Genomic DNA, 26501 nt, shown 5'->3' with positions numbered 1-26501 from the left:
CGGTGCTCAGAACTTGCCGTAATAACCTTCCTTCAACGCATCGAACAGATTGGCGGCGGTGTGCATCTCGCCGTCGTACTCCACTTCCTCATTGCCTTTCACCTCGACCACGCTACCGTCTTCCAGCTCAAAGCGGTAGAGGGTACTTTCCAGATCGGAATCCTTGACCAGCACGCCCTGGAAGGCCGCGGGATTGAAGCGGAAGGTAGTACAGCCCTTCAATCCCTGCTGGTGCGCGTAGCGGTAGATGTCCTTGAAGTCCTCGTAGGGATACTCGGTGGGCACGTTGGCGGTCTTCGAGATCGAACTGTCCACCCATTTCTGTGCGGCGGCCTGGATGTCCACGTGCTCCTTCGGCGAGATGTCATCGGCGGCGACGAAGTAATCCGGCAGCTTCGACTTGGGATCATCGCTGAAGGGCATGGCTTCGGCGTTGATCAATGCGCGATAGGCCAGCAGCTCGAAGCTGAATACCTCGATTTTTTCCTTGCTCTTGCGGCCCTCGCGGATGACATTGCGCGAGTAGTGATGCGCGAAGCTGGGCTCGATGCCATTGCTGGCATTGTTGGCCAGGCTGAGCGAGATGGTGCCAGTGGGCGCGATCGACGAATGATGGGTGAAACGCGCACCCACCTGCGCCAGCTTCCCGGTGAGGTCGGGGCGCACCTCGGCGATGCGCTGCATGTAGCGGCTGTATTTCGCGTGCAGCACGCGACCGGGCACGGTATCGCCGATCTTGTAGCCGTCGCGCGCCATTTCCGGGCGCTGGCGCAGCATGGCGCCGCTGACCGTGAAATCCTCCGCGAGGATCGGCGCGGGGCCTTTCTCCTCGGCCAGTTGCAGCGCCACTTCCCAGCCGGCGATGGCCATCTCGCGCGCGATGTCCTCGGTGAAGCGGCAGGCATCCTGGCTGCCGTAGCGCTGCTTGAGCATGGTCAGCGTGCTGCCCAGGCCCAGGAAGCCCATGCCGTGGCGGCGCTTGCGCAGGATCTCGTCGCGTTGCTGCGGCAGCGGCAGGCCGTTGATCTCGACCACGTTGTCGAGCATGCGCGTGAACACGCGCACCACCTCACGGTATTCGTCCCAGTCGAAGCGCGCCTTGGGTCCGAACGCATCGCGCACGAACGGGGTCAGGTTGACCGAGCCCAGCAGGCACGAGCCGTACGGCGGCAGCGGCTGCTCGCCACAGGGATTGGTGGCGCGGATGGTCTCGCACCACCAGTTGTTGTTCATCTCGTTGACGCGATCGATGAGGATGAAGCCTGGCTCGGCGTAGTCGTACGTCGAGACCATGATCATGTCCCACAGGTGACGCGCGCGCACGTGACCGTAGATCTTGCAGGCCACCAGGCCATCCGCGCGCGTCACGTAATTCTCGTGCGTGGGCCATTCGCGCCATATCACCTGCGCGGGGTCATCCAGTACGACTTCGTCCTGCTCCTTGATGTGCACCGGGAACAGCAGCGGCCAGTCGGCGTCCGCTGCGACCGCCTGCATGAACGCATCGGTGATCAGCAGCGAGAGATTGAACTGACGCAGGCGGCCGTCCTCGCGTTTGACGCGGATGAACTCGCGCGCGTCCGGATGCGCTACATCGAAGGTGCCCATTTGCGCGCCACGGCGGCCGCCGGCGCTGGACACGGTGAAGCACATCTTGTCGTAGATATCCATGAACGACAGCGGGCCGCTGGTGTAAGCGCCGGCACCGGACACATACGCGCCGCGCGGACGCAGCGTGGAAAACTCATAGCCGATGCCGCACCCCGCCTTCAGTGTCAGTCCGGCCTCGTGCACCTTCTCCAGGATGTCGTCCATGGAGTCGCGGATGGTCCCCGAGACGGTGCAATTGATGGTGCTGGTGGCGGGCTTGTGCGTCAACGCGCCGGCGTTGGAGGTGATACGTCCGGCCGGGATCGCGCCATGGCGTAGCGCCCACAGGAACCGCTCACGCCAGTGTTCGCGCAGTTCGGGCGTGGTTTCGACCTCACTCAGCGCGCGCGCGATGCGTTGGTAGCTGGCATCGATGTCCGCATCCACTGCCACGCCCTGCTTCGACTTGAGCCGGTATTTCTTGTCCCAGATGTCGAACGAGGCGGGCTGCAGCGGAATTTCCGCGGCGCCGGGAAGGGCGGGGGTGGCGCGTGCCGTGCTCATGTGCTGCGGGACTCCTTGTACTTACTTGTCTGCGCCGATGAGGAAGCGGGCGCGGACACGGATGCGGGTTTTGCTGCGGCGGTGATGCGAGGACTCAGGTCTGCACGCGGCGCGGATTCGCTGCGAGGGGTTCGCGGTCGTGACTCTGCACGCGTGCGCTGCTCGGAGCCAAGGCATGTTGCGGCATGGAAGCAACCCCTCCTGGTTGATCGATCAGCCCCACAAGTTGGGTCGCACTGCGGTTGCAACCACAACATCTTGTGGCGAAGCAGGGTGCAAAACTAGCGCTGGCCGGTTGGGGTGTCAACGCATTTTTGCGCCGCCAGGCGCAGGCCCGGTCATGGCCGCACAATCGCGCGGTTTTCATTGCCGGGTGCCTGCGAAACAGCCTGCGCATCGCGTTTGCATGCGTCACTTGCAGCCATCGGCGCGTGACATGCGCGTTGCCGCATGGCGCTGTCGGCGCGCTGTTGGCGTGCTTGCGGGAGCGGAAATCGCGCCGCTGTCCGGTCCGTGTCAATTTCGCGAACCGTGATGCGGTGCGTGCAACTGCGCGCCGCAGTGCCGATAATCGCCGCGCCTGTCCCGGGGATTGCTCGCATGCGCCACGCTTATCTGCTGCCGCTGCTGTCGCTGTTGTTCACCGCGGTCGCCGCGCCAACCGTCGCCGCGCCGGCCGCGACCACGCTGCGCTGGCGCGGCGACTTCACCACCGCCAACAGTCTTGCCGACGGTCTCGCCAAGGCATGGGCGCGCGACGGTGGCGGCAAGCTCGAGGTGGATTCGTTCAACACCATCTCCGGTATCGATCAGGCGCTCGATGGCAAGGTTGATATCGCTGGCAGTGCGCGACCACCGTTTTCCGGGCGCCCGCGGGAATCGGGTCTGGTGTTCACCCCGCTGGCATGGGACGCGCTGGTGCTGATCACCCACCGCAACAACCCAGTGCACGACATCACTCTGCAGCAGCTATATCAGGTGTACATGGGCTACACCACCAACTGGAGCCAGTTGGGCGGGCCGGACAAGCCCATCAATCTGTACTCGATCGCCAGCCCGCTGGACGGCGTCGAGTTCGACCTGCGCAAGTTTTTGTACGGCCGTGGTAATCAGGAGATCGCGGCGCCGCGCCTGTATCTCAACACACAGCAATTGCAAATCGCGGTCGAGCTCGACGCGGACGCGCTGGGCGTCAGCGCGTACTCGAATGTCTACCGCAACCCCAGGTTGCAGATGCTGCGCGTCGAGGGCATCAGGCCGGATGCGAGCAGCATCAGCGACGGTACCTATCCGATGCTGGTGCCGCTGTATTTCGGCAGCAATCCGAACGATCCCAAGGCCGCCGAAGTGCAAAAGTTCCTGCGCTTCGCCGAAGGTCCCAAGGGGCAGGCGGTGATCCGCGCGCGGGGCATGATCCCCTATGCCGACGGCGCTGCACTGGCGGCCGGCGCCGATACGCGCGCCACCTGGATCGCGCAGCGCCTCGCCGCCGAGCAGAGTGCCGGCAGGATCGTCATGAACGGCCCGCTGGCCGCGCCCGGCGCGACTTACTCGCAGGGCGCCAGCATCGCGCCGACCTCGCCCAACACGCGCGCCGCGCGCGCGCGCATGGACGCGCGTGACGCGCAGGACAAGAAATCCAAGGTACGGAAAACCGCCGACGCCGACGACAGCGAGGGCGGCGGTAGCGAGTGAGGCCGCTGCGCGCGCTCAGTCTCGACCTTGACGACACGCTGTGGCCGGTCGAGCCGGTGATCGCCGCCGCCGAGGCCAGCCTGCACGACTGGCTGCACGCGCACGCGCCCACGGTGGCCGCGGCGTGGCCGCCGCCGGCCATGCGCGAACTGCGCGCGCGCATCGCGCGGCACTGCCCCGAGATCGCGCATGATTTCAGCGCGCAGCGCCGCCTGTCCCTGGCGCACGCGCTGCGCGCCTGCGGTGCCGATGAAGCGCAGACCGAGCCGGCGTTCGAGGCGTTCTTCGCCGCGCGCAATCGCGTGGTGCTTTATGACGACGCGCTGCCAGCGCTGGCGCGGCTGGCCGCGCTGCTGCCGCTGGCCAGCCTGAGCAACGGCAATGCCGATCTCGCGCGCATCGGCATCGACGCGCACTTCGCCGTGCAGGTTTCGGCGCGCGAAGCGGGCGTGGCCAAGCCTGACGCGCGCATCTTCGCCGCGCTGTGCCAGCACCTGCACTGCGCGCCCGCGCAGGTGTTGCACGTGGGCGACGATCCGTTGCTGGATGTCGTCGGCGCGCACGATGCCGGGCTGCAGGCGGCCTGGCTCAACCGTACGGGCAGTGACTGGCCCGGCCCCGGACCGGCGCCTGCGCTGATGTTTCGCGATCTCGGCGAACTTGCCGACTGGTGCGCGGCGCGTCTCGGCGCGGATTAACATGATGGTTTCCGCAGCGCGCATCCGCGCAAGTCTGCGGTGCTTGCCGCGCGTCATCCCATTCCATCGTTTGCGGAGTCGCTCATGTCCAACCTGATCGCGCTGCACCGCGGCCAGCACGCGGTGCCGATCGAAAGCCTCGACACCGCAGCGCTGCCGGCCTGCCGCAAGCGCCTCGACGCCGCGCAGCGGCGCTGGCTGCAATCCAGTGATTTCAACGCGCGCGCCGGCAGCACGCTGCTGTTGCCCGATGCTGGCGGCAAGCTCGCGCGTGTATTGGTGGGTGTCGATCGCGTGGAGCCGTTGTGGGCGCTGGGTGCGCTGGCGCAGAGCCTGCCCAAGGGTGACTACGCGCTGGCCGTCGAAGGCGTGCTCGGCGATACACGACTCGCGGCACTGGGTTTCGCGCTGGGTGGGTATCGCTACACGCGCTATCGCAAGGCGCCGCGCGCGCCGGCGCGTCTGGCCGTGGCGCCAGCGCTGCTGGCCGAGCTGCAGCCGCTGCTCGATGCCGCCGCACAGGTGCGTGATTGGGTCAACACGCCGACCGAGGACATGGGCCCGGCCGATCTGGCTGCGGCGGCACGCGCGCTGGGCAAGGCACACGGCGCCAAGTTGCGCGAGTGGGTGGGTGATGAGCTGCTCGCCGCCAACTTTCCCACCATCCACGCGGTCGGCCGCGCCAGCCACCGCGCGCCGCGCCTGATCGAGTTGCGCTGGGGCAAGAGCAGGCACCCGCATTTGCTGCTGGTCGGCAAGGGCGTGTGTTTCGACACCGGCGGGTTGAATCTGAAATCCGGCGACGGCATGCGCTGGATGAAAAAGGACATGGGCGGCGCCGCGCACGCGCTGGCCCTGGCCGGGCTGGTGATGCAGGCGCAACTGCCGGTGCGCCTGACGCTGCTGATCCCGGCGGTGGAAAACGCGGTCGGCGGCAACGCGTTGCGCCCCGGCGAGGTCGTCACCACGCGCAGCGGACAGACCGTGGAGATCGACAACACCGACGCCGAGGGTCGCCTGATCCTGGGCGACGCATTGGCCTATGCGGGTGAGCAGCGGCCGGATCTGGTCATCGATTTCGCCACGCTGACCGGCGCCGCGCGCGTTGCGCTGGGGCCGGATCTGCCGGCGCTGTTCGGCAACCGCAGTGCTTTGCGCGATGCGGTGCTGGCCGCGGGCGAGGCCGAGCACGACGCGCTGTGGCCGCTGCCGCTGTGGCGGCCGTACCAGCGCATGCTGGATTCGCACCTGGCCGATTTCGCCAACAGCGGCGTCTCGCGCCACGCCGGGGCGATCACCGCGGCGCTGTATCTGGAGCGCTTCGTGCCCGAGGCCACGCCGTGGCTGCACGTCGATGTGTATGCATGGAACGATGCCGATCGTCCCGGCCGGCCCCGGGGCGGTGAAGCGCAAGGCCTGCGCGCGTTTTTTGCGTTTCTGCGGCAGCGGTATTCGTAGCGCTCGGGACTCGGGACTCGGGACTCGGGACTCGGGACTCGGGACTCGGGACTCGGGACTCGGGACCAAGCGTTGCGGTTCTGTCCTCGTCATCCCGGACGGCGCGCAGCGCCGATCCGGGATCCAGACGCGCCTTGCACGTGCGCGACCGGATGACCCGCTGCGCGGTTGTGAAGCGCTTCCCGCTTTCGCGGGGATGACGATGCAAAGGAACTCGGCAGCACGCTGGTCTTTCCGGATTCCCTGGTCGCAACTCAATGCGCCACCAGCAGCGGCAGCGGGCACTCGCGGAACAACGCGCGGGTGACGCCGCCCAGCACCATCTCGGTCAGCCGCGAGCTGCCCCAGGCGCCGAGCACGATCAGATCGCACTGCAACGCCTGCGCGCGCGCCAGGATGGCGGGCGCCGGCGTGCCCTCGGGCTGGAAGCGTTCGATGCTGGCGGCGATGCCGCGTCGCGCGAACCACGGCGCAAGATCCAGCGGCGGCAGCCAGGCCAGCCCTTCCGGGCCTTGCTCGCGGCTGCCATCGAGCACATGCACGGCCTCGGCGCGGGCCAGCAGCGGCGCGGCGCCGTGCAGCGCGCGCGCGGATTCCAGACTGCCGTTCCAGGCGATCAGCACGCGCCGGCCCGTGCTGGCGGCACCGGCCGCGGGCACGATCAACACCGGCTTGACCGCGGCGAATACCGTGCGCGAGGTACTGCCGAAGCCGATCGGCGCGTCCGCGCGCGTTTCCGGGCGCTGCACGATCAGCAGGTCGGCGCTGGCCACGGCCAGGCACAGCACCTGCGCCAGATCGCCTTCGCCGACGCGCCAATCGCCGTGCAATCCATGTTGCTGCAACAACTGTCGCCACCAGTCGGCCTTGGCGCTGGCGGCCTTGCGCGCCTGCTCGGCTTCCTGCACCTGCAGCGTGATCGCCTCGGGCACGGCGAAGGCGGCGCTGGGCAAGGCCGCGGCGAACACGCCACTGAGCCGCGCCTGCAGGCGCACGGCCAGGTCCAGCGCCAGGTCCAGCGCGGCGTGGCGCGTGCCGGGATGAGGAACATGCACGATAAATTCGGGGGTGGGCATGGGCGCACGGCTCCGCTGGATGTGAATGGCGTCAACGCCGCGTATGCTTTGCGCATTGCGTCGCATTGAGTGATGCGGCAAGACTATCGCCCGCCGCGCGTCGTCGCGAGTGTAGTGCCGCGCCGCCGCCTCAATCCCAAGGAGTGCCCCATGCGTATTCTCACCGCCAACATCCTGTGCGCCGGCCTACTGCTGGTCGGCAGCCTGGTCGCCATGCCCGTGCAGGCGCGCGACATCAGTTGTCAGATGCGCTACAACCTCAAGGGCTGGTCGTTGTTTTATCAGACCGCGCACGGCAACGGCGTGGTGACCTGCGACAACGGCCAGAGCCTGCGCGTGAGCATCGAGACCAAGGGCGGCGGCCTGACCATCGGCAAGTCCGAGATCACCAACGGACGCGGGCGCTTCGCCGGCGTGCGCAGTATCCGCGATGTGCTGGGCGCCTATGCCACCGCCGATGTGCACGCCGGCGTGGTCAAATCCAGCGCGGCGCAGGTGCTGGTCAAGGGCAATGTCACCCTGGCGCTTGCTGGCACCGGCAGGGGCTGGGATCTCGGCATTGCTTTCGGCAAGTTCGTGATCAAGGCTGATTGACGGCCCACGCGCGCGGACGTGAGCTCAGATCTGCACATCTGTCGTGGTGGTTGTCACTGCGGTCGCGTGCGTTTCGAGTGTCGAGTATCGGCGCAGCCGCTGGTGCTGGACTGCGATTGCTCGATCTGCCGCATGAGCGGGTTCTTGCATCTGATCGTGCCGGCCGCGCGATTCCGCCTGCTCAGCGGCGCCGAGGATTTGTGCGAGTACCGCTTCAATACCGGCACGGCGCGGCATTTGTTCTGCAAGACCTGCGGGGTGAAGAGTTTTTACATGCCACGCTCGCACCCGGACGGCATTGACGTCAACCTGCGCTGCGTGGATCCCGACTGCGTGCCCGGTTACACGCTGCAAGCCTTTCACGACGCCGAGCGCGCAGCGGAAACCGCGGCGCTGGCGCATCTGAGCGTGCCGGACTTGCGCTGAATCGGCATGGCTCATGCTGCGCCGCGGAGGTCCGTGATAGCGTACGGTTTTTTTTACGGCGGAGTCGCCGATGAATACCCACACCGCGCCGCGACCCAGCGTGCTGCACGCGCACGATGAGCGGGTCAGCATGTTGATTCATGCGCTGGGCATCGCGCTCAGCATCGCCGGTCTGGTGTTGTTGATCGTGACTGCGGCCGGGATCGGACGAGTACGCGCGCTGCTGGCCGTGGTGGTGTTCGGCAGCGCGCTGGTGTTGCTGTACAGCGCCTCGACGCTGTACCACGCCGCGCGTGGCGTCGATGCCAAGCGGCGACTGCGGCGGCTGGATCACATCGCCATTTATCTGCTGATCGCCGGCACCTATACGCCGTTCACGCTGCTGGCCCTGCGCGGCGCGTGGGGCTGGAGCCTGTTCGCGGCGATCTGGGCGCTGGCGGCTTTCGGCAGCACGCTGGAGTTCAGCAGTTGGGGGCAGCGGCGCTGGCTGGCGGCGCTGGTATACGTGGGCATGGGCTGGATCGGTGTGTTCGCGTTCGCACCGCTGCATGCGGTGCTGGCCGGTGGTGGGCTCACCCTGGTGCTGGCGGGCGGCGTGGCTTACACGCTGGGCGTGCCGTTCTATCTGTGGCGGCGGCTGCCGTTTCACCACAGCGTGTGGCATGTGTTCGTGCTGGCTGGCAGCGTGCTGCAGTTTCTCGCGGTGCTGCTGTACGTGCTGCCGCTGGTGCATCCTGCCGCGGCTTGATCACAGCAGCCAGGCACTGGCGAACACGCCGGGCATGGCGAAGCACGGCGCCAGCTTGACGATCAGTCCCATGGTTGGCACGGCGTGTGCGGCTCAGCGCGACCACCACGCGCCCGGGTAGTACACGCCGGGCTGCGGGCGTTCACGCAACACCTCATGGCGGAAGCGGAACAGCGCGGCCGGGCGTCCACGCGGTGCGCGCGCTTGCACGCCGGTGGCCTCGACCAGGCCGGCGTTCTCGATCAGGCGGCGGAAGTTCTGCGTGTGCAGTCGGCGCCCGGCCAGCGCCTCGATCACCTGCTGCAATTGGCTCAGGGTGAAGCTCTCGGGCAGCAGCTCGAACACCACCGGGCGATAGCGCAGCTTGCCGCGCATGCGCCCCAGCGCGGTGGCCAGGATGCGGCGGTGATCCTGCACCAGCGCGTGGCCCAGCCCGGGTGCGCCGCCGGCTTCTGGCACCAGCCCGGCTTCCCACAGCAGCTCATAGCGCTCCAGCGTGCGCTCGGTATCCCATGGCGCGCCATGCAGGCCGAACACCAATTCCACGCGCTCGCGCCGTTGCGCCGTATCGCCAGCCCAACGCAGCAGCGCCGGCGCCAGCGGCGCATCGAGCAGCACCGGGCGCTGCTGGCGCCAGTCCTCCCACGGCAGAAAGGCATACACGTCGTGCCAGTGCGCGGCACCCTCGGGCAGGGTTTGCTCGCGCGTCAGCGCGAGGTAGGCGATACCGATCGTGCGTGGCCGCGCATGGCGCAGGTGCGGATCGCGCTGGCGGTCGCCGAAGGTGTACAGCTGCTCGACGTAGCCGAGCCGGAAGCCGCTCACGCGCTGCACCCACTCGCGCAGGCCGCGTTCCAGCGTGGGATGCGCGGCGCTGTCCAGCGGACCTGCCGGCAGCGCGTAGCCCTCCGCCGTGGCTGCGGTGAGCACGCGCGGCGTGGCCGCGGTCACAGCCAGGATCACCGCTTCCAGATTGACGCCTAACGCATCCGGCATATCCGAAACACCCCTGCATTGAGCCTACGCCACTGCCACGGGGAATGCCCGCGACAGGTTCGTGTTGTGCTCTAGCAGAAGTGATGCCAACCGCGCGTGACACGCTGTGACCATTGGTCGATCAACGCGATACAGGCGGCTGCGGCGCGCTGTCCACGACGTCTTCCTCGTTCGCGGTGTCACGATGCAGCGCCTCATGGTAGATCGACTGCGGCCGGATCGCGCGCGAGACGTGGTAGGCCACCAGGCACGACAACATGAGTGCGGGCACCAGTTGATACTCCAGCGTCATCTCGAACACGATCAGGAACGACATCAGCGGCGCGTGCGTGGTCGCGGCCAGGAACGCGCCCATGCCGATCACCGCGTACACCACCGGCAGCGACGAGTCCGGCCACAGCGCGTGCGCGGCGCTGCCGGCCAGCAGACCCAGCAGGGCGCCGACGAAGATCGTCGGCGTGAACACGCCGCCGACCGCGCCCGAGCCGGTGGTGGCGGCGGTGGCGAACACCTTGGCGATCAGCACGGCCGCGACCAGTGCCAGCGGCCAGGGGTGCTTCAGCACGTCGTTGACGACGCTGTAGCCGTTGCCCCAGACCTGGGGCCACCAGATCGAGATCGCGCCGACCACCAGGCCGCCCAGCGCCAGTTTCAGCGGCAGGGCCAGCCGCAGTCGCGCGGCCAGCCGGTGCGCGCCGTCCAGCGTGACCATGAACAGCGGCGCCAGCGCGCCGAGGATCAGGCCCATCAGCAGGAACAGCGGCAGCTCCCACAGCGAGGCCACATGCAGCGGCGGAATCTTGTACACGGGCGCGTAGCCCAGCGCCTGGTGCACGGTGACTTCGGACACGACCGAAGCCACCATCAGCGGGCCGAGGCGACGGATCGACAGCGTGCCGTAGACGATTTCAGCGATGAAGATCGCGCCCGACAGCGCCGCGTCGTAAGCCGCGGCAAAACCCGCGGCGGCGCCACAGGCCAGCAGCAGGCGCAGGTCGTCGCCGTCGAAACGCGCGAGCTGGCCGATCCACGAGCCGGTGGCCGCGGCCAGTTGCACCATCGCGCCCTCGCGGCCGATCGAGCCACCGGCGCCGATGGTGCATAGCGATGAAGCGCTGCGCAGCAGCGTGCCCTTCACATCCTGGCGGCCGTCGCCGATGGCGATGGCTTCCAGATAATCCGGCTGATGCCTGCCCTTGGCGACGCGCTGCGCCAGCCACAGAATCGCTCCGGCGAAGACCCCGCCCAGCGCCGGGGTGAGCGCGCGCCGCCACGGCGCCAGCGCTTCGGCGGCGTGCACCAGACTGCCCGGATGCTGCGTGGCGAGGCGTTCGGTGAACGCCATGCCCTCGTGGAACGCCACCGTGGCCAGCGCACCGACCACGCCGATCAGCGCCGCCCACAACAGCAGCCAGCGGTCGTCGCCGTGATAGCCCGGCGCGCGCGGCGCGGCTGGCGCAGCGGGCTTCAAGCGCGCCGACTCATCGGTGCGCGCTCACAGGTCCTGGTAATTCGGGCCACTGCCGCCCTCCGGCGTCACCCAGTTGATGATCTGGTAAGGATCCTTGATATCGCAGGTCTTGCAGTGCACGCAGTTGGCGGCGTTGATCTGCAGACGCTTGCCAGCGGCGTCATCAACCATCTCGTAGACCCCGGCGGGGCAGAAGCGCGTGCACGGATTGGCATATTCGGTCGCACAACGTCCGATACAGATATTTGTGTCGGCCACGTGCAGATGCACCGGCTGGTCCTCGCCGTGCTCGGTGGCAGCGAAGTACACGCTGGCCAGGCGATCGCGCGGCGGCAGGATGCGCTGCACGTAATCGCGTCGCGGCGATTGCTGCGCGTCCACGCGCGCGAGCTGGGCGTGATCGGCGTGGTTGCGCAGCGTCCACGGCGAGCGCCCGGCGGTGACGGTTTCCCAACCAGCGTTGGCCAGCCCCAGCCACAGCCCCTTGTGAAAACCGGGGCGGATATTGCGCACGCGGCGCAATTCCCGCACCACGGTTGAGGCGCGCAGGCGCGCATCCCAGCCCGTACTTGCGTAGCCCTGCTCGGCCACCTGCGCGGCGGCCAGCATGGCCGAGCGCATGGCCTGGTGCGTGCCCTTGATCTTGGGCACGTTGAGCAGACCGGCCGCGTCACCGATCAGTAGCGCGCCTGGCATCTCGACCCTGGGCAGCGACTGATAACCGCCCTCGACCAGCGCGCGCGCGCCGGCGGAAATGATCTGCCCACCTTCCAGCAGCGGCAGCACGCGCGCATGCTGCTTGAACTGCTGGAACGCCTCCCATGGCGAGAACATAGGGTCGCGGTAATCCAGCCCCGCCACGAAACCGATGGCCAGGCGATCGCCGCCGAGGTGATACATGAAGCTGCCGCCGTAAGTCGCCGGGTCCAGCGGCCAGCCCAGCGTGTGCACCACCTTGCCTGGCTCGCCGCGTCCGGCCGGCAGTTGCCAGAGCTCCTTGAGGCCGATGCCGTAGGTCTGCGGATCGACGCCGCGATCGAGGCCGTAGCGGGCGATCAATTGCTTGCTCAGATGTCCGCGGCAGCCTTCACCCAGCACCGTCAGCGGCGCCTTGATGTCGATGCCTTGCGTGTAGCCCGGCTTGTGACTGCCGTCGCGCGCCACGCCCATGTCGCCGATGCGCACGCCGGCTACGGCGCCCCGCGCATCGAACAGCGGTTCGGCGGCGGCGAAGCCGGGGTAGATCTCCACGCCCAGCGCCTCGGCCTGTGGTGCCAGCCACGCGCACAGCGCGCCGAGGCTGACGATGAAGTTGCCGGCATTGTGCATCTGTGGCGGCGTCGGCATTTTCAGTGCCTTGCGCGGGTTGCGCAGCCACCAGAATTCGTCGTGGCGCACCGGCACGCACAGTGGCGGTGGCGCGTCGCGCCAGCCCGGCAGCAGCGCATCCAGCGGTGCCGGCTCGATCACCGCGCCGGACAGGATCTGCGCGCCTACCGCCGCGGCTTTTTCGATCACGCACACGCGCGCCCCGGGCTTGAGCTGCTTCAGACGTATCGCGAACGCCAGCCCGGCGGGGCCGGCGCCGACGCTCACGACGTCGTACTCCATCGCATCGCGTTCGCTCATGGTCATGCGGCCGTCACTGAAACGATCGTTTGATTGTCCAGCTTTGCGACGCGGGCGGCAACGCGCACAATACGGTATTGCTTGGAGAGCAGCAGGATGAATCACGGCGCGGTCGATGCAACCCGTTTCGGCGTGTGTCAGACGCTCGCCGCGCTGGCCTCCGGCAATCTTGGCCCGGTCGATGTGGCCGAAGCCTGCCTGCAGCGCGCGCATCGGCTCAATCCGCAACTGGGTGCGTTCGTCGATTTGCGCCCGGTGCTGGTGCGCGAGCAGGCGCAAGCCAGCGCGCACCGCCGCCGCGAGCACGTGCTCGGGCGGCTTGATGGCATACCCGTCGCGATCAAGGATTGCTTCGACATCGCCGGCTGGCCAACGCGCGTCGGTTTGCCGCGCGCGGCGGTGGAGATGGCCACCCACGACGCCGCCGCGGTGACGCGACTGCGCGCCGCCGGCGCGGTGTTGATGGGCAAGACCGCGCTGGACGAGGGCGCGCTGGGTGCGCACGGACAAAACCCGCACTATCCGCCGGTGCGGCACCCGCGCAAGCCCACGCATACGCCGGGTGGCTCGTCCTCCGGTGCGGCGGTGGCGGTGGCCAGCGGCATGGCGCTGGCGGCGCTGGGCGCCGACAGTCTCGGTTCGGTGCGCATCCCCGCCAGTTATTGCGGCCTGGTCGCGCTGAAGCCCACGCATGGCGAGATTTCCTGCGTCGGCATGGCCCCCAGCGCGCGGCGCCTGGACTGCGTGGGCATCCTCGCGCGCGAGGTGCGCGACGCGGTGGTGATGCTGCAGGTGCTGGCCGGCTACGACGCCGAGGACGCGTTTTCGCGCAAGCGCCGCGTGGCCTTCGCGCTGCCCGATTTGGAGCCCGGACGCCTGCGCATCGGCCTGCTGCCGGATCTCGCCGCGCTCGGCGTGGGCGCCGACATGCAGCAGGTGTTCGCGCGCGCGCTGGACACGCTGGGCGAACTGCTCGGCCAGCGCCACCGCGTCGATTGCGCGGACTGGGATTTCGCGCGCGCGCGCCGCGCCGGCCTGCTGTTGATGGAGGCCGAGATGCTGCGCACCTTTGCCGCGGATCTACTCGATGTCGCGCATCCGGTGTCACCGCGCTTCCGGCACATGCTGGACTACGCGCGCGACAAGAGCGCCACCGATTACGTCGCCGCCGATCGCATGCTCGACGCCGCGCGGCTGAAGGCGCGGCGCCTGTTCGCGCAGGTCGACGTGCTGGTTACCCCGACCACGCCCAACGGCGCGTATGCGCTCGATCAAAGCGAGCCGGCCAACGCCGCCGATCTGACCAGCTTCGCCAGTTTGTCCGGCTGCCCCGCGGTGAGCATCCCCATGGGCACGCTGCAGGATGGTTTGCCGGCCGGCCTGCAACTGGTCGGTCCGCCGGGTTCCGATCTGCGCCTGCTGGAGCTGGCCGAGGTGTTCGCCGCGGCGCTGGATGCCACGCCCGTGTTTCCCATGGGCGATGGGCATCCCTGAGCCGCACCACGCGCTGCCCGGCGCAGTGCTGCCGCTGCCCGACGCGCTGCTGCGGTTCGCGCCGGATTTTTTGGCGACAGCCGAGGCCGACGCGCTGCTGCATGAACTGCACGCCGCGATTCCATGGGAGCAGCACCACGTGCGATTGTTCGGGCGCACGCTGCCGGCACCGCGCTTGTCGTGCTGGATCGGCGATCGTGACGCCGCGTACACCTACTCGCGCGTGCGCTTCGCGCCGCGCCCGTGGCCGTCGGCGCTGGCGGCGCTGCGCGCGCGACTGGAGACATGCTGCGCCGCGCGCTTCAACAGCGTGCTGGCCAATCTGTATCGTGATGGCCGTGACGCCATGGGCTGGCACAGCGATGACGAGCCGGAACTGGGCGCCGCGCCGCTGATCGCCAGCCTCAGCCTGGGCGCACCACGCCGATTCCTGCTGCGCGCGCGCAGCGGCGGCGCCACACGCAGCACGATGCTCACGCTGAGTCATGGCAGCCTGCTGCTGATGGGCGGCGCCTGTCAGCGCCTGTACCGCCACGCCGTGCCGCGCACGCGCGCCGCCGTGGCGCCGCGCATCAATCTGACCTTTCGCTGGGTGCAGCCGCGGCAACGCTGAGGCTCATGCCACCGCGATGACTTGTCGCGTCACCGCGTCGTCGTCGCGCTGGTTGCGCGCAACTGCTGCACGGTCCACGCGGCGACGGCGTCCTGCAAAGTGACGCTGGCCTGGCCAAAGGCTTGCACCGCAGCGGCGGCACGGTCGTTCGCGGCCGGCGCGCTGGCGCTGAAGCGCTGCTGCGCGAGCAACTGGCGCGAGGCGTTGTCGAGCAGGCGCACTTGCAACGTCACTTGCGCCGCGGCGTGCTGGCCATCCACGCGCAGGCGAAACTCATCCAGATCGCTTTGCAGCGTGTACTGCGCCAGCACGCCGCTGTCGGCGGGCACCGCGCGCGCGATGCCGGCATCGATCAACGCGGCCAGCAGGCGCTGGCGCAGCATCACCGCCGGGCGTTCGGCCCAGCGCGCGCCGGCGTACACCTGCAGTTGATCGGGTTGTGGACTGACCAGCAGCGCGGCGCTGTCGAGCAGGCCGTTGGCCGCAGGCAGCGTCACCGCGAGCGTGCTGCGCAGCGGCGCTGCCGCAACTGTCGGCGCTGGGGCCGGCGGCAGCAAAAATACCTGCGGATTGCCGCGTGGTCCGATCAGGCTGCTGCACGCGCCTAGCAGCAGGGTTGCAAGCAGCAGCGCGGCGAAACGGAGGCGGTTCATTGCGGGTGGTACTCCTTGGGGGCGTCGTGGCCAAGCAGGTAGGCCGCCGGATCGGGCCGCAGGCGCGCGCTCAGCGCATTGAGCTGGCGCAGGGTGAGCTGCAATTCGCGCAGCGTCGGTCCCAGTTCTGCGGTGCCCTGGGTGCCGGCGGCCAGCGCGCCGCGATTCTCGGCGATGACCTGCTGCAGTTGCGTGCTCATCTGCTGGAACGATCGCAAGCTGGCCTGCGCGCTTTGCAGGGTGGCACGGCCCTGATCGTTGATCAGCGCGTTGGTATTGCTGGCGAGCTGATCGACTTGCGCCAACGTGGCGTTGAGGCGCGTGCTGGCGCCCGCCAGTTGCACCAGCGCCGTGCGCAACTGCCCGCGTTCGGCGGCGATCGCGGCGGTGGTTTCATCGAGATGCTGCAGGGTGCTGACGAGGCGCTGCACGTTCTGCGCCGAGAGCAGCTCCTGCAGGCGCTGCAGCACTTCATTGACGTTGGTGGCGATGTCCTCGCCGGAGTTGAGCAGCTTGGACAGCTCGGAATTCTGCGCCACGATCACCGGGATGTGACCGTCGTGGCCGCGCAGCCGCGGACTGTCCGGCGAGCCGCCGGTGAGCTGGATGAAGGCCACGCCGGTCAGGCCCAGCAGGCCGAGCTTGGCGCCGGTGTCCAGTTTGACCGGCGTGTCGCCGGCGACCTGGATGCGCGCGATGACCTTGCGCGGGTCATGCGGATCGAGCTTGAGATCGGCGACCTGACCGACCTTGATGCCGTTGTATTGCACCATGCCGCCATTGGACAGGCCGGTGACCGATTCGTTGAACACCACGTCGTAGTAGGCGTAGGCGTGATCGACGCTGCTCTTGCCCAGCCACAGCACGAACAGCAAGGCACCCAGCAGCACCGCCAGGGTGAAGGCGCCGATCAACACGTGGTGCGCGCGCGTTTCCATGTCATGTCTCCGGGGTCGGCGCGGCCCAGGCCGCATTGGCGGCGCGCCCGCGCGGACCGTGAAAATAGTCCTGCACCCAAGGATGAGCGCAGCGCTCGACCGTGGCCAGATCGGCGCACACCAGTACGCGGCGATCGGCCAGCACCGCGACGCGATCGCAGACCGCGTGCAGGGAATCGAGATCGTGTGTATTCATGTACACGGTCAGGCCCAACGCGTCGCGCAGGGTGCGCAGCAGATGATCGAAGCCGGCAGCGGTGACCGGATCGAGCCCCGATGTGGGCTCGTCGAGAAACAGAATCTCCGGGTCCAGCGCCAGCGCGCGCGCCAGCGCCGCGCGCTTGCGCATGCCGCCGGACAGTTCGGACGGATACTTGTCGCGCGCGTCCTGCGGCAGACCGGCCAGCGCGATTTTCAGCGTCGCCACGCGGCGCGCATCGCGTGCGCTCAGCGCAGTGTGTTCCAGCAATGGCACGCAGATGTTGTCAACCACGCTCAGCGAGGAAAACAGCGCGCCATCCTGAAACAGCACGCCGATGCGGCGTTCGATGGCGATACGCCGTGGTGGCGACAGCGCGTGCAGGTCGGCGCCAAGCAGGCGCACCGTGCCGGCGTCGGGGCGACGCAGGCCGATGATCGTGCGCAGCAGCACCGACTTGCCGGTGCCGGAGCCACCGACCACGCCAAGAATCACGCCGCGGGGTACTTCCAGATCGAGGTGCTCGTGAACGACCTGGATGCCGAAGCGCGTGCCCAGATCGCGCACCGCGATCAGCGTATCCGGCGTGGCCGCGAGCGCAGCGGGCAGCGCGCTCACCAGCCCATCTCCATGAAAAACAGCGCGGCCAAGGCATCGACCAGGATCACCACGAAGATCGCCTGCACCACGCTGGAAGTGGTGCGCTCGCCGACTGATTCGGCGCTGCCGGTGACCTTGAAGCCCTCCAGACAACCGATGATGCCAATCAGAAACGCCAGCACCGGCGCCTTGCTCATACCCACCCAGAAATAGCTCAGTGGCGTGTCGGCGTGGAACAGCGAAAGAAACATCGCCGGCGGAATGCCGATTACCGTCACGCAGACGATGGCGCCGCCGAGCACGCCGGCCAGCATCGCGATCAGGGTGAGCATCGGCAGGCCCAGCATCAGCGCCAGCACGCGCGGCAGCACCAGCACCTCGATCGGGTCCAGCCCGATGGTGCGCAGCGCGTCGATCTCCTCGTGCGACTTCATCGCGCCCAGTTGCGCGGTGAACGCGCTGGCGGTGCGTCCGGCCAGCAGGATCGCTGCCAGCAACACGCCGAATTCGCGCAGAAACGCGAACGACACCAGATCGACCGTGAACACGCTGGCGCCATACGTGCTGAGCACCGTGGCGCCCAGAAACGCGATGACCGCGCCGACCATCAGCGACAGCAGCGCCACGATCGGCAGCGCGTCCAGCGTGGTCTGCTCCAGTTGCGCGACCAGCGCGGTCATGCGCCAGCGCCGCGGACGCAGCAGGTTGCGCGCGAGGGTTTCCAGCACCAGGCCGATGAAGCCGAGCAGGGTGCGCGTCTGGCGCCAGATCGCATCGCTGGTGCGCCCGAGATGCGCCAGCAGTTCGACGAAGCCCAGCCCGTCGCCGCTCGGCGGCGTGTAGGCGAGGATGTCGCTGACCGCGCCGCCAACGGTGCCCAGCAGGGCGCGGCGCTCGGGAGCGAGATCGGGCAGCGCGGCGATGACAGCGCACAGACGTTGCGGACCCAGCAGCAGGCTGAGCAGACCGGCGCCTGCGGTGTCCAGTGCGCTGAGCGCGCTCAGATCGAGGTGGAAATCATCGCCAAGCGTGTTGCGCATGGGCTGCATCTGCCGCTCGATGGCGGCGAAATGCGCCAGCGTCCATGCGCCGGAAACGCGCAGCGTCACGCTGCCGTCGCCGTCAGCAAGCAAGTCGACGCGGCCAGGGACGTCAGACGTACTCATGGGTGCGAGATTAACAGTTCGACCGGATCAGCCGGGACTCAGGGCTCGGAAATAGTGAGTCGCGAGTCGGAAGTCGGAACTGAGCTGGCCGCGTGACGCGGGTTCCGGCTTGTCTTGCCGAGCATCGCGAAGCATCTCAACGCAGCGGCATGCGTCATGCCGCACACAAGACGCCGCGCAACAAGCGCCGCCTGCATGCTTCGGCCGGTGGCCTCAGCATGACAAAACATCGAGGCGGCAGTGGCCCGCATGCACAACGCGCGCCTTGCAAGCGGGTTTGACCTTTCCCCGGTCCCCGGTTTTGCGCCTTTTATCTGCTCAAAATATCCGTTAATCAGAAAAACAGTCATTATAATCACGTAAACGTATAGTTTCACTGCCGTACATCCGAACAGGGCGATGCCGATGTGGTGTCGAGTCGGTGCAAATGTCCGTGTGGGGCACGGCTTCTCGATGATGGAGATGCTGATCGTACTGGCCGTGGTGGCGGTGCTGGTCACCTTGGCGGCGCCCGGTTTGCGTATGGCGCTGATCAAGCTGCAGGTGGGCAGCACCATCAACGCGCTGGTGGCCGACTTGCAAACCGCGCGCACGCTGGCCATCAGCCGCGGGCGGCTGGTCGGTGTGGTGGCTGTCAATGGCAACTGGCTGGATGGCTGGCAGATCCAGCCGGATAGCGCGCCCGCCACGGCCGGCTACACCGCGGCCAGCGGCGCACCGCTGCGCCAGCATGAGGCGCTGGACGTCGAATTCAGCGCCGCCGCCGGTCGCGGCGGCGCGCTCGGCAGCGTGGTGTTCGCGCAGGACGGCAGCGTTTACGACACCGCCAGCAATGGCCGCGCCAGTATCGATACCACATTCAGCGTGTGCAAACCGGCGGGCAGCCAGGCGCAAGCCATGACGTTGGTGGTGCATGCCTCGGGGCAGATGGAGTCCTACCGCGACAGCAGTGTCAGCGGAGCCACCTGTTCATGAGCGTCTGTCTGCCGATGCACGCGCGGCGCGGCTTCAGCCTGGTCGAGGTGCTGGTCGCGGTGCTGATCTTCAGCCTTGGCCTGCTCGGTCTGGCCGGGCTGCTGGTCGTGTCCACGCAGTCCAGCCACGCCTCGTATCTGCGCACCCAGGTTGGCTTCATGGCCGAGCAGATGGCCAACCGCATGCGCGCCAATCCGCAGGGCGTGTGGGTCGGCAGCTATGACAGCGCCGCATATCCCATCGCCGGTACGCCACCGGCCTGCGACAGCGCCGCAGGTTGCTCGCCGCCGCAGGTCGCGCAACGCGATCAGATACTGTGGAGCCGACAGTTGCAGCAGTTTCTGCCCGCGGGCGCGAATGCCGCGGTGCAGTGCACGCAGCCGGGCGCGGGGCCGGCGGTCAGCGCCACACAGTTTGCTTATCGCCCACCGTATGCCGGCACCTGTTCGATGACCGTCACCTGGACCGAAACCACGCTCGCGCGCGGCGGCACGCCGGCTGCGCAAACCTTTGCCTGGGTATTCCAGCCATGAAGCTTCCAGACATGAAGCCGATTCGCGGCCTCTCACGTGGTTTCACCCTGGTCGAGCTGATGATCGCGCTGGCCCTGGGCCTGCTGGTCACCGTCGGCATCATCAGTGTGTTTGTCTCCACCAGCAAGGCCGGCAACGTGCAGACGCAGATGGCGCGACTGCAGGAGGAGGGCCGCTACGCCATCGGTCAGATCGGCAGCGATCTGAGCATGGCCGGCGGTCTGTACGGCGCCAATACCGGTGGCCTGGCCACGCGGGAAACCTGGGGCTACATGGACGGTCTGCGCAGCCCGACGGCGTATGTGCAATTCGCCAGCCTCGGCCTGCCTGACAACGCGGTGGCGCTGGGCAATCCGCCGGCCGCGCCATATCCGCTGCCTTCACGCATCTATGTCAGCGGCCATGAGTGCAGCGCCGCGGCTTGTACTCCCGCGGTTCCCGTCGCGATCGCACCGGTCATGGGTACCGCCGCGGGCAATCGCGTGCCCGGTGCCGACGTGCTGACGCTGCGCTACGTCACCGGCCGCGGGTGGTCGGTGGTCGAGGGCGGCTCGGCGCAGGTTTGCGATGCGACCAACAACCTCACCTCGATCCGCATCGTGCCGCAGGCCGGCGATGCACCGCTGGCGAGCTTCCAGGCCGGCGATCTGGCACTGCTCACCGATGGCTCGGCGGCGTCCGTGTTCAAAGTCACACGCGCCGGCGGCGTGTTCACGCCGAGCAGTGATTTTCCCGGCTACGCACCCGGTTGCGTCAACACCCAGACCGACGCGCGCCTGTACAACTTCTCCAACGATTTCACCACCATCACCTACTACCTGCAGTTGCTGGCCGACAGCAATCCGGATGCGCCGGCCGGGCATCGGGTCGCGGCGCTGATGCGCAAGGTCAACGGAGGCCCGGCCGAGGAAATCGCGCGCGGCGTCGAGCGCCTCGATTTTCGCTACATGGTCGAGAATGCCGACGGCGGCGTGATCGTGCTCGGTGCCGACAACGTGGCGGCGGGCACCGATGGCTCGGGCAATGCCATCGATTGTCCGGTGCAGCCCGATCTGAGTGCTTTCACCGGCGCCACGCTCAGCGAATTGCGGCAGGGTTGCCTGTGGCGCGCGTTGCGCGCCATCGAAGTCCACGCCCTGGTCGACAACGCCACGCTGTTGCCCGCACTCGGCGCCAACGAGTTGGCTTACCGCTACTCCTGCGACGGTAGCGCGAGCTGCACCAACAGCGGCGCCGCGCTGGCGCCAACCGCGCTCACCGCGCCGCTGCCCAACGGCCTCGACAAACGCATGCTGCGGCGTGAGTTCGTCGGCATGTACAGCGTGCGCAACTACAACCCGTGATGCCCATGCCTGCGCTCATTCGCAACCCGACTGTTCCGACCGCGTCGACACGCCAGCGCGGCGCCGCGTTGATGGTGGCGCTGGTGTTCATGCTGCTGCTGGCGATCCTCGCCATCGGCGCCATGCGCAGCGCCTTGCTGCAGGAAAAAATGGTCGGCGCGGTGCGCAACCAGCAGCTCGCCGGCATGGGCGCCGAGTCGGCGCTGCGTGCGGCCGAATTCCGCCTGTGGTCGGCCAGCCTCGGCGCGCAGCCGGTGATTTGCGGCGCGGCGGCGCTGGGCGGTTGCTACAGCTACGTCGCCGGGCAGCCCAATGCCACGGTGCAGGCGTTCATCGATGCCCGCGGCTGGTTCACAGCCGGTGCGACCAGCTACAGCACGGTGGACATGACCGCGCTGCCGGGCGCCACCACCAATGCACGCCTGGCCAGCAATCCCGTGTTCCTCGTCGAGGATCTGGGCATCGAGACACCGCCCGGCCTCGGTCCCGCGCATGAGTCGGGTACTACCGGCCCCAACGCCGGGCCGCGCAGCGCCGACAAGCATCTGTACCGCATCACCGCGCGCAGCACCGGTGGCAATGCCAACAGCGTACGCGTGGTGCAGACCACCTTCGCCGCCAAGAGCAACTGAGGACCACGCCATGCGCCACCGTCCCCGTGTCGCCCGCGCGCACAGCGTCTTTGCACTGGCGCTGATACTCACGCTTGCCGCTGGCCTGCACAGCGCACCCGCGCGGGCCGTCACGTATTACACGGTGGACCTCAGTACCACGCCGCTCGATCTGACCAAGAACGTCGATCCCAACATCGCCGTGACGTTCGATGATTCGGGGTCGATGAGCTGGGATTTCATGGGCGATCGGCGGCCGTTCGACAATGTTGGCTGGAGCGACGTCTGGCGCTGCGCGGGCGTGATCGATCCGCGCGTGACCGCGGCCGGTGACTTGCGCGCCCATGCCATGAACGGCGTGTACTACAACCCCAACGTCGTCTACCCGCCGCCGCTGTATGAGGACGGTGCCTCGTTCCCCAATGCCGATGCCACCCTGGTGGCTGTCTGGAACGATGGCATCCAACGCAATCGTCCGCTCAACGCGGGCAATCCGGGCACGACCCATTTCACCGGCGCGTGGTCTTGTCCCGGCGCGTCCTCGAATCCGGTTGGCACCGGGCCTTACTACTGGCGACTCAAGACTGGCGTGAACATCGGCACGCTGGGCGCGGTGAACACCGCGAATCTGTACATCGCCTCGAACTGGGAGGCCGTGGCGGTGCCAGCCAGCCAGTACCAGAATTGGGCCAATTGGTGGGCTTATTACCGCACACGCAATCTGATGACGCGCAGCGCGCTGTCGCGCGTGTTCGGCAGCCTGGGCGACGACATTCGCGTCGTCTACCAGAACATCAACAGCGATACGACCACGTATCCATGGCTGGCCAAGGACAGCACGCCGATCACGGCATTTTCCGGCGCGGCGCGCAGCAAGTTCTTCGACTGGATTTACCAGGTGCCGGCAGAGGGCTGGACGCCTGATCGCGAAGCCACCATCCGCGCAGGCAAGTTCTTCGAAAGTGGCACGCCGGGTGGCGGCAAGCAGTTCACCAGCGAAGATCCTTATTGGAACGGGATGACGGGCGCCGACAAAGCCGATCTGACCTGCCGGCAGAACTTCCACATGCTGGTGACCGATGGTTATTGGAATGGTGATAACCCTCCTGCATTGCCAGGCGCTTTCTTCACCAGCGAAACCTCGCGCACTTTGCCCGATGGCACGGCTTACAACGTGGGCGTTGCCGCAAGCCGAATTTTCTCCAATGTCTCGGGTTCGCTCTACGAGTCCTCCCTGGCCAATATCGCGTTTTATTACTGGGCCAAGGATCTGCGCCCAGATCTGGCCAACAACGTGTCGGCGTACTTCCCCGACAAAGCCACCGGCGTCTCCGGTGCACCGGTTGCAGGCGTCATCACCAGCCCCGCGTCGATTCCGGAGATCTACTACAACCCGGCCAACGATCCGGCCACCTGGCAGCACGCGGTGCAGTTCATGATCACCCTGGGCGTAGCCGGCACGTTGAATTATCCCGATGATCTGAACGCGTTGCGCACGGGCGGCAAGGCTTGGCCGCTCCCGGTCTGGAATGGCATCGAGGCCGTGGACGACACATGGCACGCCTCCATCAACGGCCGCGGTGATTACTTCAGCGCCTCGGATCCGGGCGAGCTGGTCAGCAAGCTGCAGGACATCATCAACAACATCGTCGCGCGGCGTACGGCCTCGACCGCCGGCAGCCTGAGCACCGCCGTGCTCACCGTGAACACGGTCAGCTACGGCACTGGCTACGACTCCAGCGACTGGAGCGGCAGCGCCACCGCGCGCAATGTCGATCCCGATACCGGCCTGTTCGGCGGCACGTTGTGGGATGCGGGCTGCAAGCTCAGCGGCGGTTTCTGCGTGGCCACCGGCAGCAATCCGGGCGCGGCGCGCGATCCGGACACGCGCGTGATTCTGACCGCTCAGGGCACCGGCACCGGGCAGGGCATCGCCTTGCGCTGGGCCGCGCTACCCACGGCCCTGCAGAGCCTGCTCGACAAGGACGAGAACGGCACGACCGATGGCAACGGCAGCGCGCGCCTCGATTTTCTGCGCGGCGATCGCGGCAACGAGGACAGCCTGTTCCATCGCCGTGGCTCGGTGCTGGGTGCCGTGGTGAATTCACAGGCGCTGTACGTGGCCGGACCGGACAGCGGCTATCGCGACACGTTCCCGACCGGCACGCCTGAACAAATCGCCGCCGCGGGCGGCAATACCTACGAGCGTTTCGTCTACACCAACCGCGCGCGCGCGCCGACGATTTATCTCGGCGCCAACGACGGCATGCTGCATGCCATTGACGCCACCGCCACGGCGGCCGGCGGCAACGAGCGCTGGGCCTACGTGCCGTACACGCTGTATGCCACGTTGAGCAAGGTCAGCGCCAAGAACTACGTGCTGCAGCCGATGGTGGACGCCACGCCGGTGGAGCGCGATGTGTTCTTCGCGGGCGCCTGGCACACGCTTCTGGTCGGCGGGCTGCGCCTTGGTGGTCGTGCCGTCTATGCGCTGGACATCACCCATCCCGCCGCGAGCGAAGCTAGCCCCGGTGCCAAGGTGCTGTGGGAGTTCAACCACGCCTCCAGCGGCGGCGGCGATCTCGGCTACACCTATGGTCAGCCCAACGTCGGTCGCTTGGCCAACGGCAAATGGGTGGTGCTGGTGCCGGCGGGTTATTTCCCCAACGGCAGCAGCGATGCCGCGGCCAGCAACCCTTACAGCAGCCTGTTCGTGCTCGATGCCCAGACCGGCGCGTTGATCCGCCAGATCAAGACCTCCAGCGCGCCGCAAACCGCGGTGATCAGCTACGGCCTGGCCGCGCCGGTGCTGGGCGATTACCAGAACGACCAGATCGATGATGCCGCGTTTGCCGGCGACCTGCGGGGTAATTTGTGGCGCTTTGATCTGTCCGATCCAAACCCCGCCAATTGGAGCGTCGACCTGGTGTTCAAGCCGACCACGCCCGGCGCGCGCCCGATCACGGCCATGCCGCGTCTGTTCCCCGATGTGCTCACGCGCAAGTTCGACGTGGTGTTCGGCACCGGCAAGTACCTCGGCCTGTCCGATCGCACCAATGCCGGCGTACCCACGCAGGCGTTCTACGGCGTACGCGAATACGGCAGCGCCGCGCCGGTATATCCCAGTGTCGACGACGATCTGGTCGCGCAGGATCTCGGCGCGCTGGCCAACGGCGCGCGCGTGCTCACCGACCTGCCGGTGCCGGCGAGCACCCGCGGCTGGTACTTTTTGCTGGACAGCGCCGTGGGTGAGCGCGGCGTGGTGAGTCCGATCGCCTTGTTCAACACCAATCGCGCGATTCTGACCACGTTGATTCCGGGCGGCAGCGATCCGTGCAACCCCAGCCGTCAGGGCGCGGTGCTGGTGGTCGATGCCGCCAACGGCGGCTCCAGCCCCGGGCTTGCCTCCTTGGCGGGTGGGCTGACGCTGGCGGCTGGTTACGGCGTGGCCGGCATCCGCGTGAGCAACCCTCCGGCGGCTGGCATGCTGCCAGTGGCCACACGCGTCGGCGGCGGCAACCTGATGCTGCCCGGCATCCTGCTGCCCGGCGGCAGCACCTTCCAGTTTTCCGACAGCTACTGGCGCCGCCGCTCCTGGCGCGTGCTGCAACAGGGGGACTGAGCATGCTGCCCGTCACTGCGTACACCCGCCGCGCACGCACGCGCGGCTTCACCTTGATCGAGCTGCTGATCGTGGTGGTGATCATCGCCATCCTCGCCGCCATCGCCATTCCCGGCTACCGCAACTACGTACTGCGCACGCACCGCACCGACGGCAAGGATCTGCTGCTGCGTCTGGCCATGGCGCAGGAGCGCTACCACACGGCGAACAACCGCTACACCGCGACGCTCGCGGATCTGGCCCAACCCTCCAGTTCCGAACACGGCTACTACGCCGCGCAGATCGCCACCGCCAGTTCCAGCCTGGCCTACACCTTGACCGCGGTGCCGCAAGCCGATCAGGTCAACGATGCCTGCGCCGATCTCACCCTCGACAACACCGGCGTCAAGGGCTACTCCGGCAGCGCCAGCAACGGCGCCTGCTGGTAGGCGCTGCGTGCAAGTGCTGATGCGCGCGGCGTTCTTGTTCTTGTCGCTGTATGCATCCGTGCGTAAACTACGCGACCTTTCGCCGGAGTAGCTCAGTTGGTAGAGCGGCGCATTCGTAATGCGTAGGTCGTAGGTTCGACTCCTATCTCCGGCACCACTTGCACTTCCGGGCACGTCCGCAGCAGTCCAGAAAACCCAGCAGAAACCCAGGAAAATGCTAGCTTTCCCGTCCGGGAACGTCCGGTGCTGTCCGCTTGCAGCCGGTCGCTATAGCGAGTGACTTTCCGAGTAACCCGCAAAAAGCGGTTTTCGAGTTACTCGCCCATGCTGACTGATACCAAGCTCAAGGCCCCGCGCCCACGCGTGAAGCTCTACCGCGTT

The 26501-nt window shown here is 67.6% G+C and carries 23 protein-coding genes and 1 tRNA gene; 15 read left to right on the top strand and 9 right to left on the bottom strand.

Annotated elements, in window-relative coordinates; all coding sequences use genetic code 11:
* Positions 1-6: 6 nt before the first annotated feature.
* Positions 7-2154 (bottom strand): adenosylcobalamin-dependent ribonucleoside-diphosphate reductase, encoded by a 2148-nt coding sequence (locus ACYDAT_RS03440; protein ID WP_461448484.1) that lies wholly within the window; start codon positions 2152-2154, stop codon positions 7-9.
* A 600-nt stretch (positions 2155-2754) separates the two neighbouring features.
* Between ACYDAT_RS03440 and ACYDAT_RS03435 the strand changes: the two genes are divergently transcribed.
* From ACYDAT_RS03435 to ACYDAT_RS03425, 3 genes are all read left to right on the top strand, one after another.
* Positions 2755-3849, top strand: a complete 1095-nt coding sequence (locus ACYDAT_RS03435; protein ID WP_461438183.1) for a substrate-binding domain-containing protein — start codon at positions 2755-2757, stop codon at positions 3847-3849.
* On the top strand, positions 3846-4547 hold the full coding sequence (locus ACYDAT_RS03430) for an HAD family hydrolase (protein WP_461448483.1): 702 nt from the start codon (positions 3846-3848) through the stop codon (positions 4545-4547). Before ACYDAT_RS03435 ends, ACYDAT_RS03430 begins: the two co-directional genes overlap by 4 nt.
* 84 nt (positions 4548-4631) lie before the next feature.
* Complete coding sequence (locus tag ACYDAT_RS03425) at positions 4632-6005, top strand: leucyl aminopeptidase family protein (protein WP_461448482.1); 1374 nt, start codon at positions 4632-4634, stop codon at positions 6003-6005.
* Positions 6006-6259: 254 nt separating this feature from the next.
* On the opposite strand, the gene ACYDAT_RS03420 is transcribed toward ACYDAT_RS03425, so the two are convergent.
* Positions 6260-7081 carry a universal stress protein gene (locus ACYDAT_RS03420; protein ID WP_461438180.1) on the bottom strand — a complete coding sequence of 274 codons (822 nt, stop codon included), beginning with the start codon at positions 7079-7081 and terminating at the stop codon, positions 6260-6262.
* Positions 7082-7231: 150 nt separating this feature from the next.
* On the opposite strand from ACYDAT_RS03420, the gene ACYDAT_RS03415 reads away from it, so the two are divergent.
* The 3 genes from ACYDAT_RS03415 (at position 7232) to trhA (ending at position 8849) form a co-directional block, all read left to right on the top strand.
* Positions 7232-7675 carry a hypothetical protein gene (locus ACYDAT_RS03415; protein WP_461438179.1) on the top strand — a complete coding sequence of 148 codons (444 nt, stop codon included), beginning with the start codon at positions 7232-7234 and terminating at the stop codon, positions 7673-7675.
* Between the two features lie 18 nt (positions 7676-7693).
* A complete protein-coding gene (locus ACYDAT_RS03410; RefSeq protein WP_461448481.1) occupies positions 7694-8101 on the top strand; it encodes a GFA family protein in 408 nt (135 codons plus the stop codon).
* 70 nt (positions 8102-8171) lie between these two features.
* Positions 8172-8849, top strand: coding sequence for a PAQR family membrane homeostasis protein TrhA (gene trhA / locus ACYDAT_RS03405; protein WP_461438177.1), 678 nt, complete (start codon positions 8172-8174; stop codon positions 8847-8849).
* A gap of 93 nt (positions 8850-8942) precedes the next feature.
* Here trhA and ACYDAT_RS03400 read toward each other — a convergent pair whose 3' ends face one another.
* The 3 genes from ACYDAT_RS03400 to ACYDAT_RS03390 form a co-directional block, all read right to left on the bottom strand.
* The gene (locus tag ACYDAT_RS03400) at positions 8943-9845 is read right to left on the bottom strand and encodes an NUDIX hydrolase (protein ID WP_461448480.1); all 903 of its coding nucleotides are present in this window, start codon (positions 9843-9845) and stop codon (positions 8943-8945) included.
* A gap of 121 nt (positions 9846-9966) precedes the next feature.
* Positions 9967-11316: a ClcB-like voltage-gated chloride channel protein gene (locus ACYDAT_RS03395; RefSeq protein WP_461438175.1), complete on the bottom strand. Its 1350-nt coding sequence runs from the start codon at positions 11314-11316 to the stop codon at positions 9967-9969.
* 24 nt (positions 11317-11340) lie between these two features.
* Positions 11341-12945, bottom strand: coding sequence for an electron transfer flavoprotein-ubiquinone oxidoreductase (locus ACYDAT_RS03390; protein ID WP_461448479.1), 1605 nt, complete (start codon positions 12943-12945; stop codon positions 11341-11343).
* A 96-nt stretch (positions 12946-13041) separates the two neighbouring features.
* On the opposite strand from ACYDAT_RS03390, the gene ACYDAT_RS03385 reads away from it, so the two are divergent.
* Both ACYDAT_RS03385 and ACYDAT_RS03380 read left to right on the top strand, forming a co-directional pair.
* The gene (locus ACYDAT_RS03385) at positions 13042-14439 is read left to right on the top strand and encodes an amidase (protein WP_461438173.1); all 1398 of its coding nucleotides are present in this window, start codon (positions 13042-13044) and stop codon (positions 14437-14439) included.
* Positions 14426-15052 (top strand): alpha-ketoglutarate-dependent dioxygenase AlkB family protein, encoded by a 627-nt coding sequence (locus tag ACYDAT_RS03380; protein ID WP_461448478.1) that lies wholly within the window; start codon positions 14426-14428, stop codon positions 15050-15052. The genes ACYDAT_RS03385 and ACYDAT_RS03380 overlap by 14 nt, the downstream gene beginning before the upstream one ends.
* A 29-nt stretch (positions 15053-15081) precedes the next feature.
* Here the strand turns inward: ACYDAT_RS03380 and ACYDAT_RS03375 are convergent, their stop codons facing one another.
* Genes ACYDAT_RS03375 through ACYDAT_RS03360 form a run of 4 tightly spaced genes read right to left on the bottom strand, consistent with a single transcriptional unit; the run spans position 15082 to position 18608 of the window.
* Complete coding sequence (locus ACYDAT_RS03375) at positions 15082-15705, bottom strand: ABC-type transport auxiliary lipoprotein family protein (protein WP_461448477.1); 624 nt, start codon at positions 15703-15705, stop codon at positions 15082-15084.
* On the bottom strand, positions 15702-16643 hold the full coding sequence (locus ACYDAT_RS03370) for an MlaD family protein (protein ID WP_461438170.1): 942 nt from the start codon (positions 16641-16643) through the stop codon (positions 15702-15704). Before ACYDAT_RS03370 ends, ACYDAT_RS03375 begins: the two co-directional genes overlap by 4 nt.
* 1 nt (position 16644) lies before the next feature.
* A complete protein-coding gene (locus tag ACYDAT_RS03365) occupies positions 16645-17460 on the bottom strand; it encodes an ABC transporter ATP-binding protein (protein ID WP_461448476.1) in 816 nt (271 codons plus the stop codon).
* Complete coding sequence (locus ACYDAT_RS03360; RefSeq protein WP_461448475.1) at positions 17457-18608, bottom strand: MlaE family ABC transporter permease; 1152 nt, start codon at positions 18606-18608, stop codon at positions 17457-17459. The genes ACYDAT_RS03365 and ACYDAT_RS03360 overlap by 4 nt, the downstream gene beginning before the upstream one ends.
* A 399-nt stretch (positions 18609-19007) precedes the next feature.
* On the opposite strand from ACYDAT_RS03360, the gene ACYDAT_RS03355 reads away from it, so the two are divergent.
* The 7 genes from ACYDAT_RS03355 (at position 19008) to ACYDAT_RS03325 (ending at position 26277) form a co-directional block, all read left to right on the top strand.
* The gene (locus ACYDAT_RS03355; RefSeq protein WP_461448474.1) at positions 19008-19583 is read left to right on the top strand and encodes a GspH/FimT family protein; all 576 of its coding nucleotides are present in this window, start codon (positions 19008-19010) and stop codon (positions 19581-19583) included.
* Positions 19580-20116 carry a type IV pilus modification protein PilV gene (gene pilV / locus ACYDAT_RS03350; protein ID WP_461438166.1) on the top strand — a complete coding sequence of 179 codons (537 nt, stop codon included), beginning with the start codon at positions 19580-19582 and terminating at the stop codon, positions 20114-20116. Before ACYDAT_RS03355 ends, pilV begins: the two co-directional genes overlap by 4 nt.
* Positions 20117-20127: 11 nt before the next feature.
* Positions 20128-21459, top strand: a complete 1332-nt coding sequence (locus ACYDAT_RS03345) for a PilW family protein (protein WP_461448473.1) — start codon at positions 20128-20130, stop codon at positions 21457-21459.
* A gap of 5 nt (positions 21460-21464) precedes the next feature.
* A complete protein-coding gene (locus ACYDAT_RS03340; RefSeq protein WP_461438164.1) occupies positions 21465-22091 on the top strand; it encodes a pilus assembly PilX family protein in 627 nt (208 codons plus the stop codon).
* Positions 22092-22101: 10 nt separating this feature from the next.
* Positions 22102-25692 (top strand): pilus assembly protein, encoded by a 3591-nt coding sequence (locus ACYDAT_RS03335; protein ID WP_461448472.1) that lies wholly within the window; start codon positions 22102-22104, stop codon positions 25690-25692.
* Between the two features lie 2 nt (positions 25693-25694).
* Positions 25695-26120: a type IV pilin protein gene (locus tag ACYDAT_RS03330; protein ID WP_461438162.1), complete on the top strand. Its 426-nt coding sequence runs from the start codon at positions 25695-25697 to the stop codon at positions 26118-26120.
* A gap of 81 nt (positions 26121-26201) precedes the next feature.
* Positions 26202-26277 (top strand) — tRNA-Thr (locus ACYDAT_RS03325).
* Positions 26278-26501: the final 224 nt, after the last annotated feature.

The organism is Metallibacterium sp., assembly GCF_054637675.1.
Note: the sequence above shows the minus strand (reverse complement) of the source record. Positions and strands in the feature narration are given on the sequence as shown.

Coding starts and splice junctions, on each gene's coding strand:
- ACYDAT_RS03440 (WP_461448484.1), bottom strand. CDS start 2,154: ATGAGCACGGCACGCGCCACCCCCGCCCTTCCCGGCGCCGCGGAAATT.
- ACYDAT_RS03435 (WP_461438183.1), top strand. CDS start 2,755: ATGCGCCACGCTTATCTGCTGCCGCTGCTGTCGCTGTTGTTCACCGCG.
- ACYDAT_RS03425 (WP_461448482.1), top strand. CDS start 4,632: ATGTCCAACCTGATCGCGCTGCACCGCGGCCAGCACGCGGTGCCGATC.
- ACYDAT_RS03420 (WP_461438180.1), bottom strand. CDS start 7,081: ATGCCCACCCCCGAATTTATCGTGCATGTTCCTCATCCCGGCACGCGC.
- ACYDAT_RS03415 (WP_461438179.1), top strand. CDS start 7,232: ATGCGTATTCTCACCGCCAACATCCTGTGCGCCGGCCTACTGCTGGTC.
- trhA (WP_461438177.1), top strand. CDS start 8,172: ATGAATACCCACACCGCGCCGCGACCCAGCGTGCTGCACGCGCACGAT.
- ACYDAT_RS03400 (WP_461448480.1), bottom strand. CDS start 9,845: ATGCCGGATGCGTTAGGCGTCAATCTGGAAGCGGTGATCCTGGCTGTG.
- ACYDAT_RS03390 (WP_461448479.1), bottom strand. CDS start 12,945: ATGAGCGAACGCGATGCGATGGAGTACGACGTCGTGAGCGTCGGCGCC.
- ACYDAT_RS03385 (WP_461438173.1), top strand. CDS start 13,042: ATGAATCACGGCGCGGTCGATGCAACCCGTTTCGGCGTGTGTCAGACG.
- ACYDAT_RS03380 (WP_461448478.1), top strand. CDS start 14,426: ATGGGCATCCCTGAGCCGCACCACGCGCTGCCCGGCGCAGTGCTGCCG.
- ACYDAT_RS03375 (WP_461448477.1), bottom strand. CDS start 15,705: ATGAACCGCCTCCGTTTCGCCGCGCTGCTGCTTGCAACCCTGCTGCTA.
- ACYDAT_RS03370 (WP_461438170.1), bottom strand. CDS start 16,643: ATGGAAACGCGCGCGCACCACGTGTTGATCGGCGCCTTCACCCTGGCG.
- ACYDAT_RS03360 (WP_461448475.1), bottom strand. CDS start 18,608: ATGAGTACGTCTGACGTCCCTGGCCGCGTCGACTTGCTTGCTGACGGC.
- ACYDAT_RS03355 (WP_461448474.1), top strand. CDS start 19,008: ATGCCGATGTGGTGTCGAGTCGGTGCAAATGTCCGTGTGGGGCACGGC.
- pilV (WP_461438166.1), top strand. CDS start 19,580: ATGAGCGTCTGTCTGCCGATGCACGCGCGGCGCGGCTTCAGCCTGGTC.
- ACYDAT_RS03345 (WP_461448473.1), top strand. CDS start 20,128: ATGAAGCCGATTCGCGGCCTCTCACGTGGTTTCACCCTGGTCGAGCTG.
- ACYDAT_RS03340 (WP_461438164.1), top strand. CDS start 21,465: ATGCCTGCGCTCATTCGCAACCCGACTGTTCCGACCGCGTCGACACGC.
- ACYDAT_RS03335 (WP_461448472.1), top strand. CDS start 22,102: ATGCGCCACCGTCCCCGTGTCGCCCGCGCGCACAGCGTCTTTGCACTG.
- ACYDAT_RS03330 (WP_461438162.1), top strand. CDS start 25,695: ATGCTGCCCGTCACTGCGTACACCCGCCGCGCACGCACGCGCGGCTTC.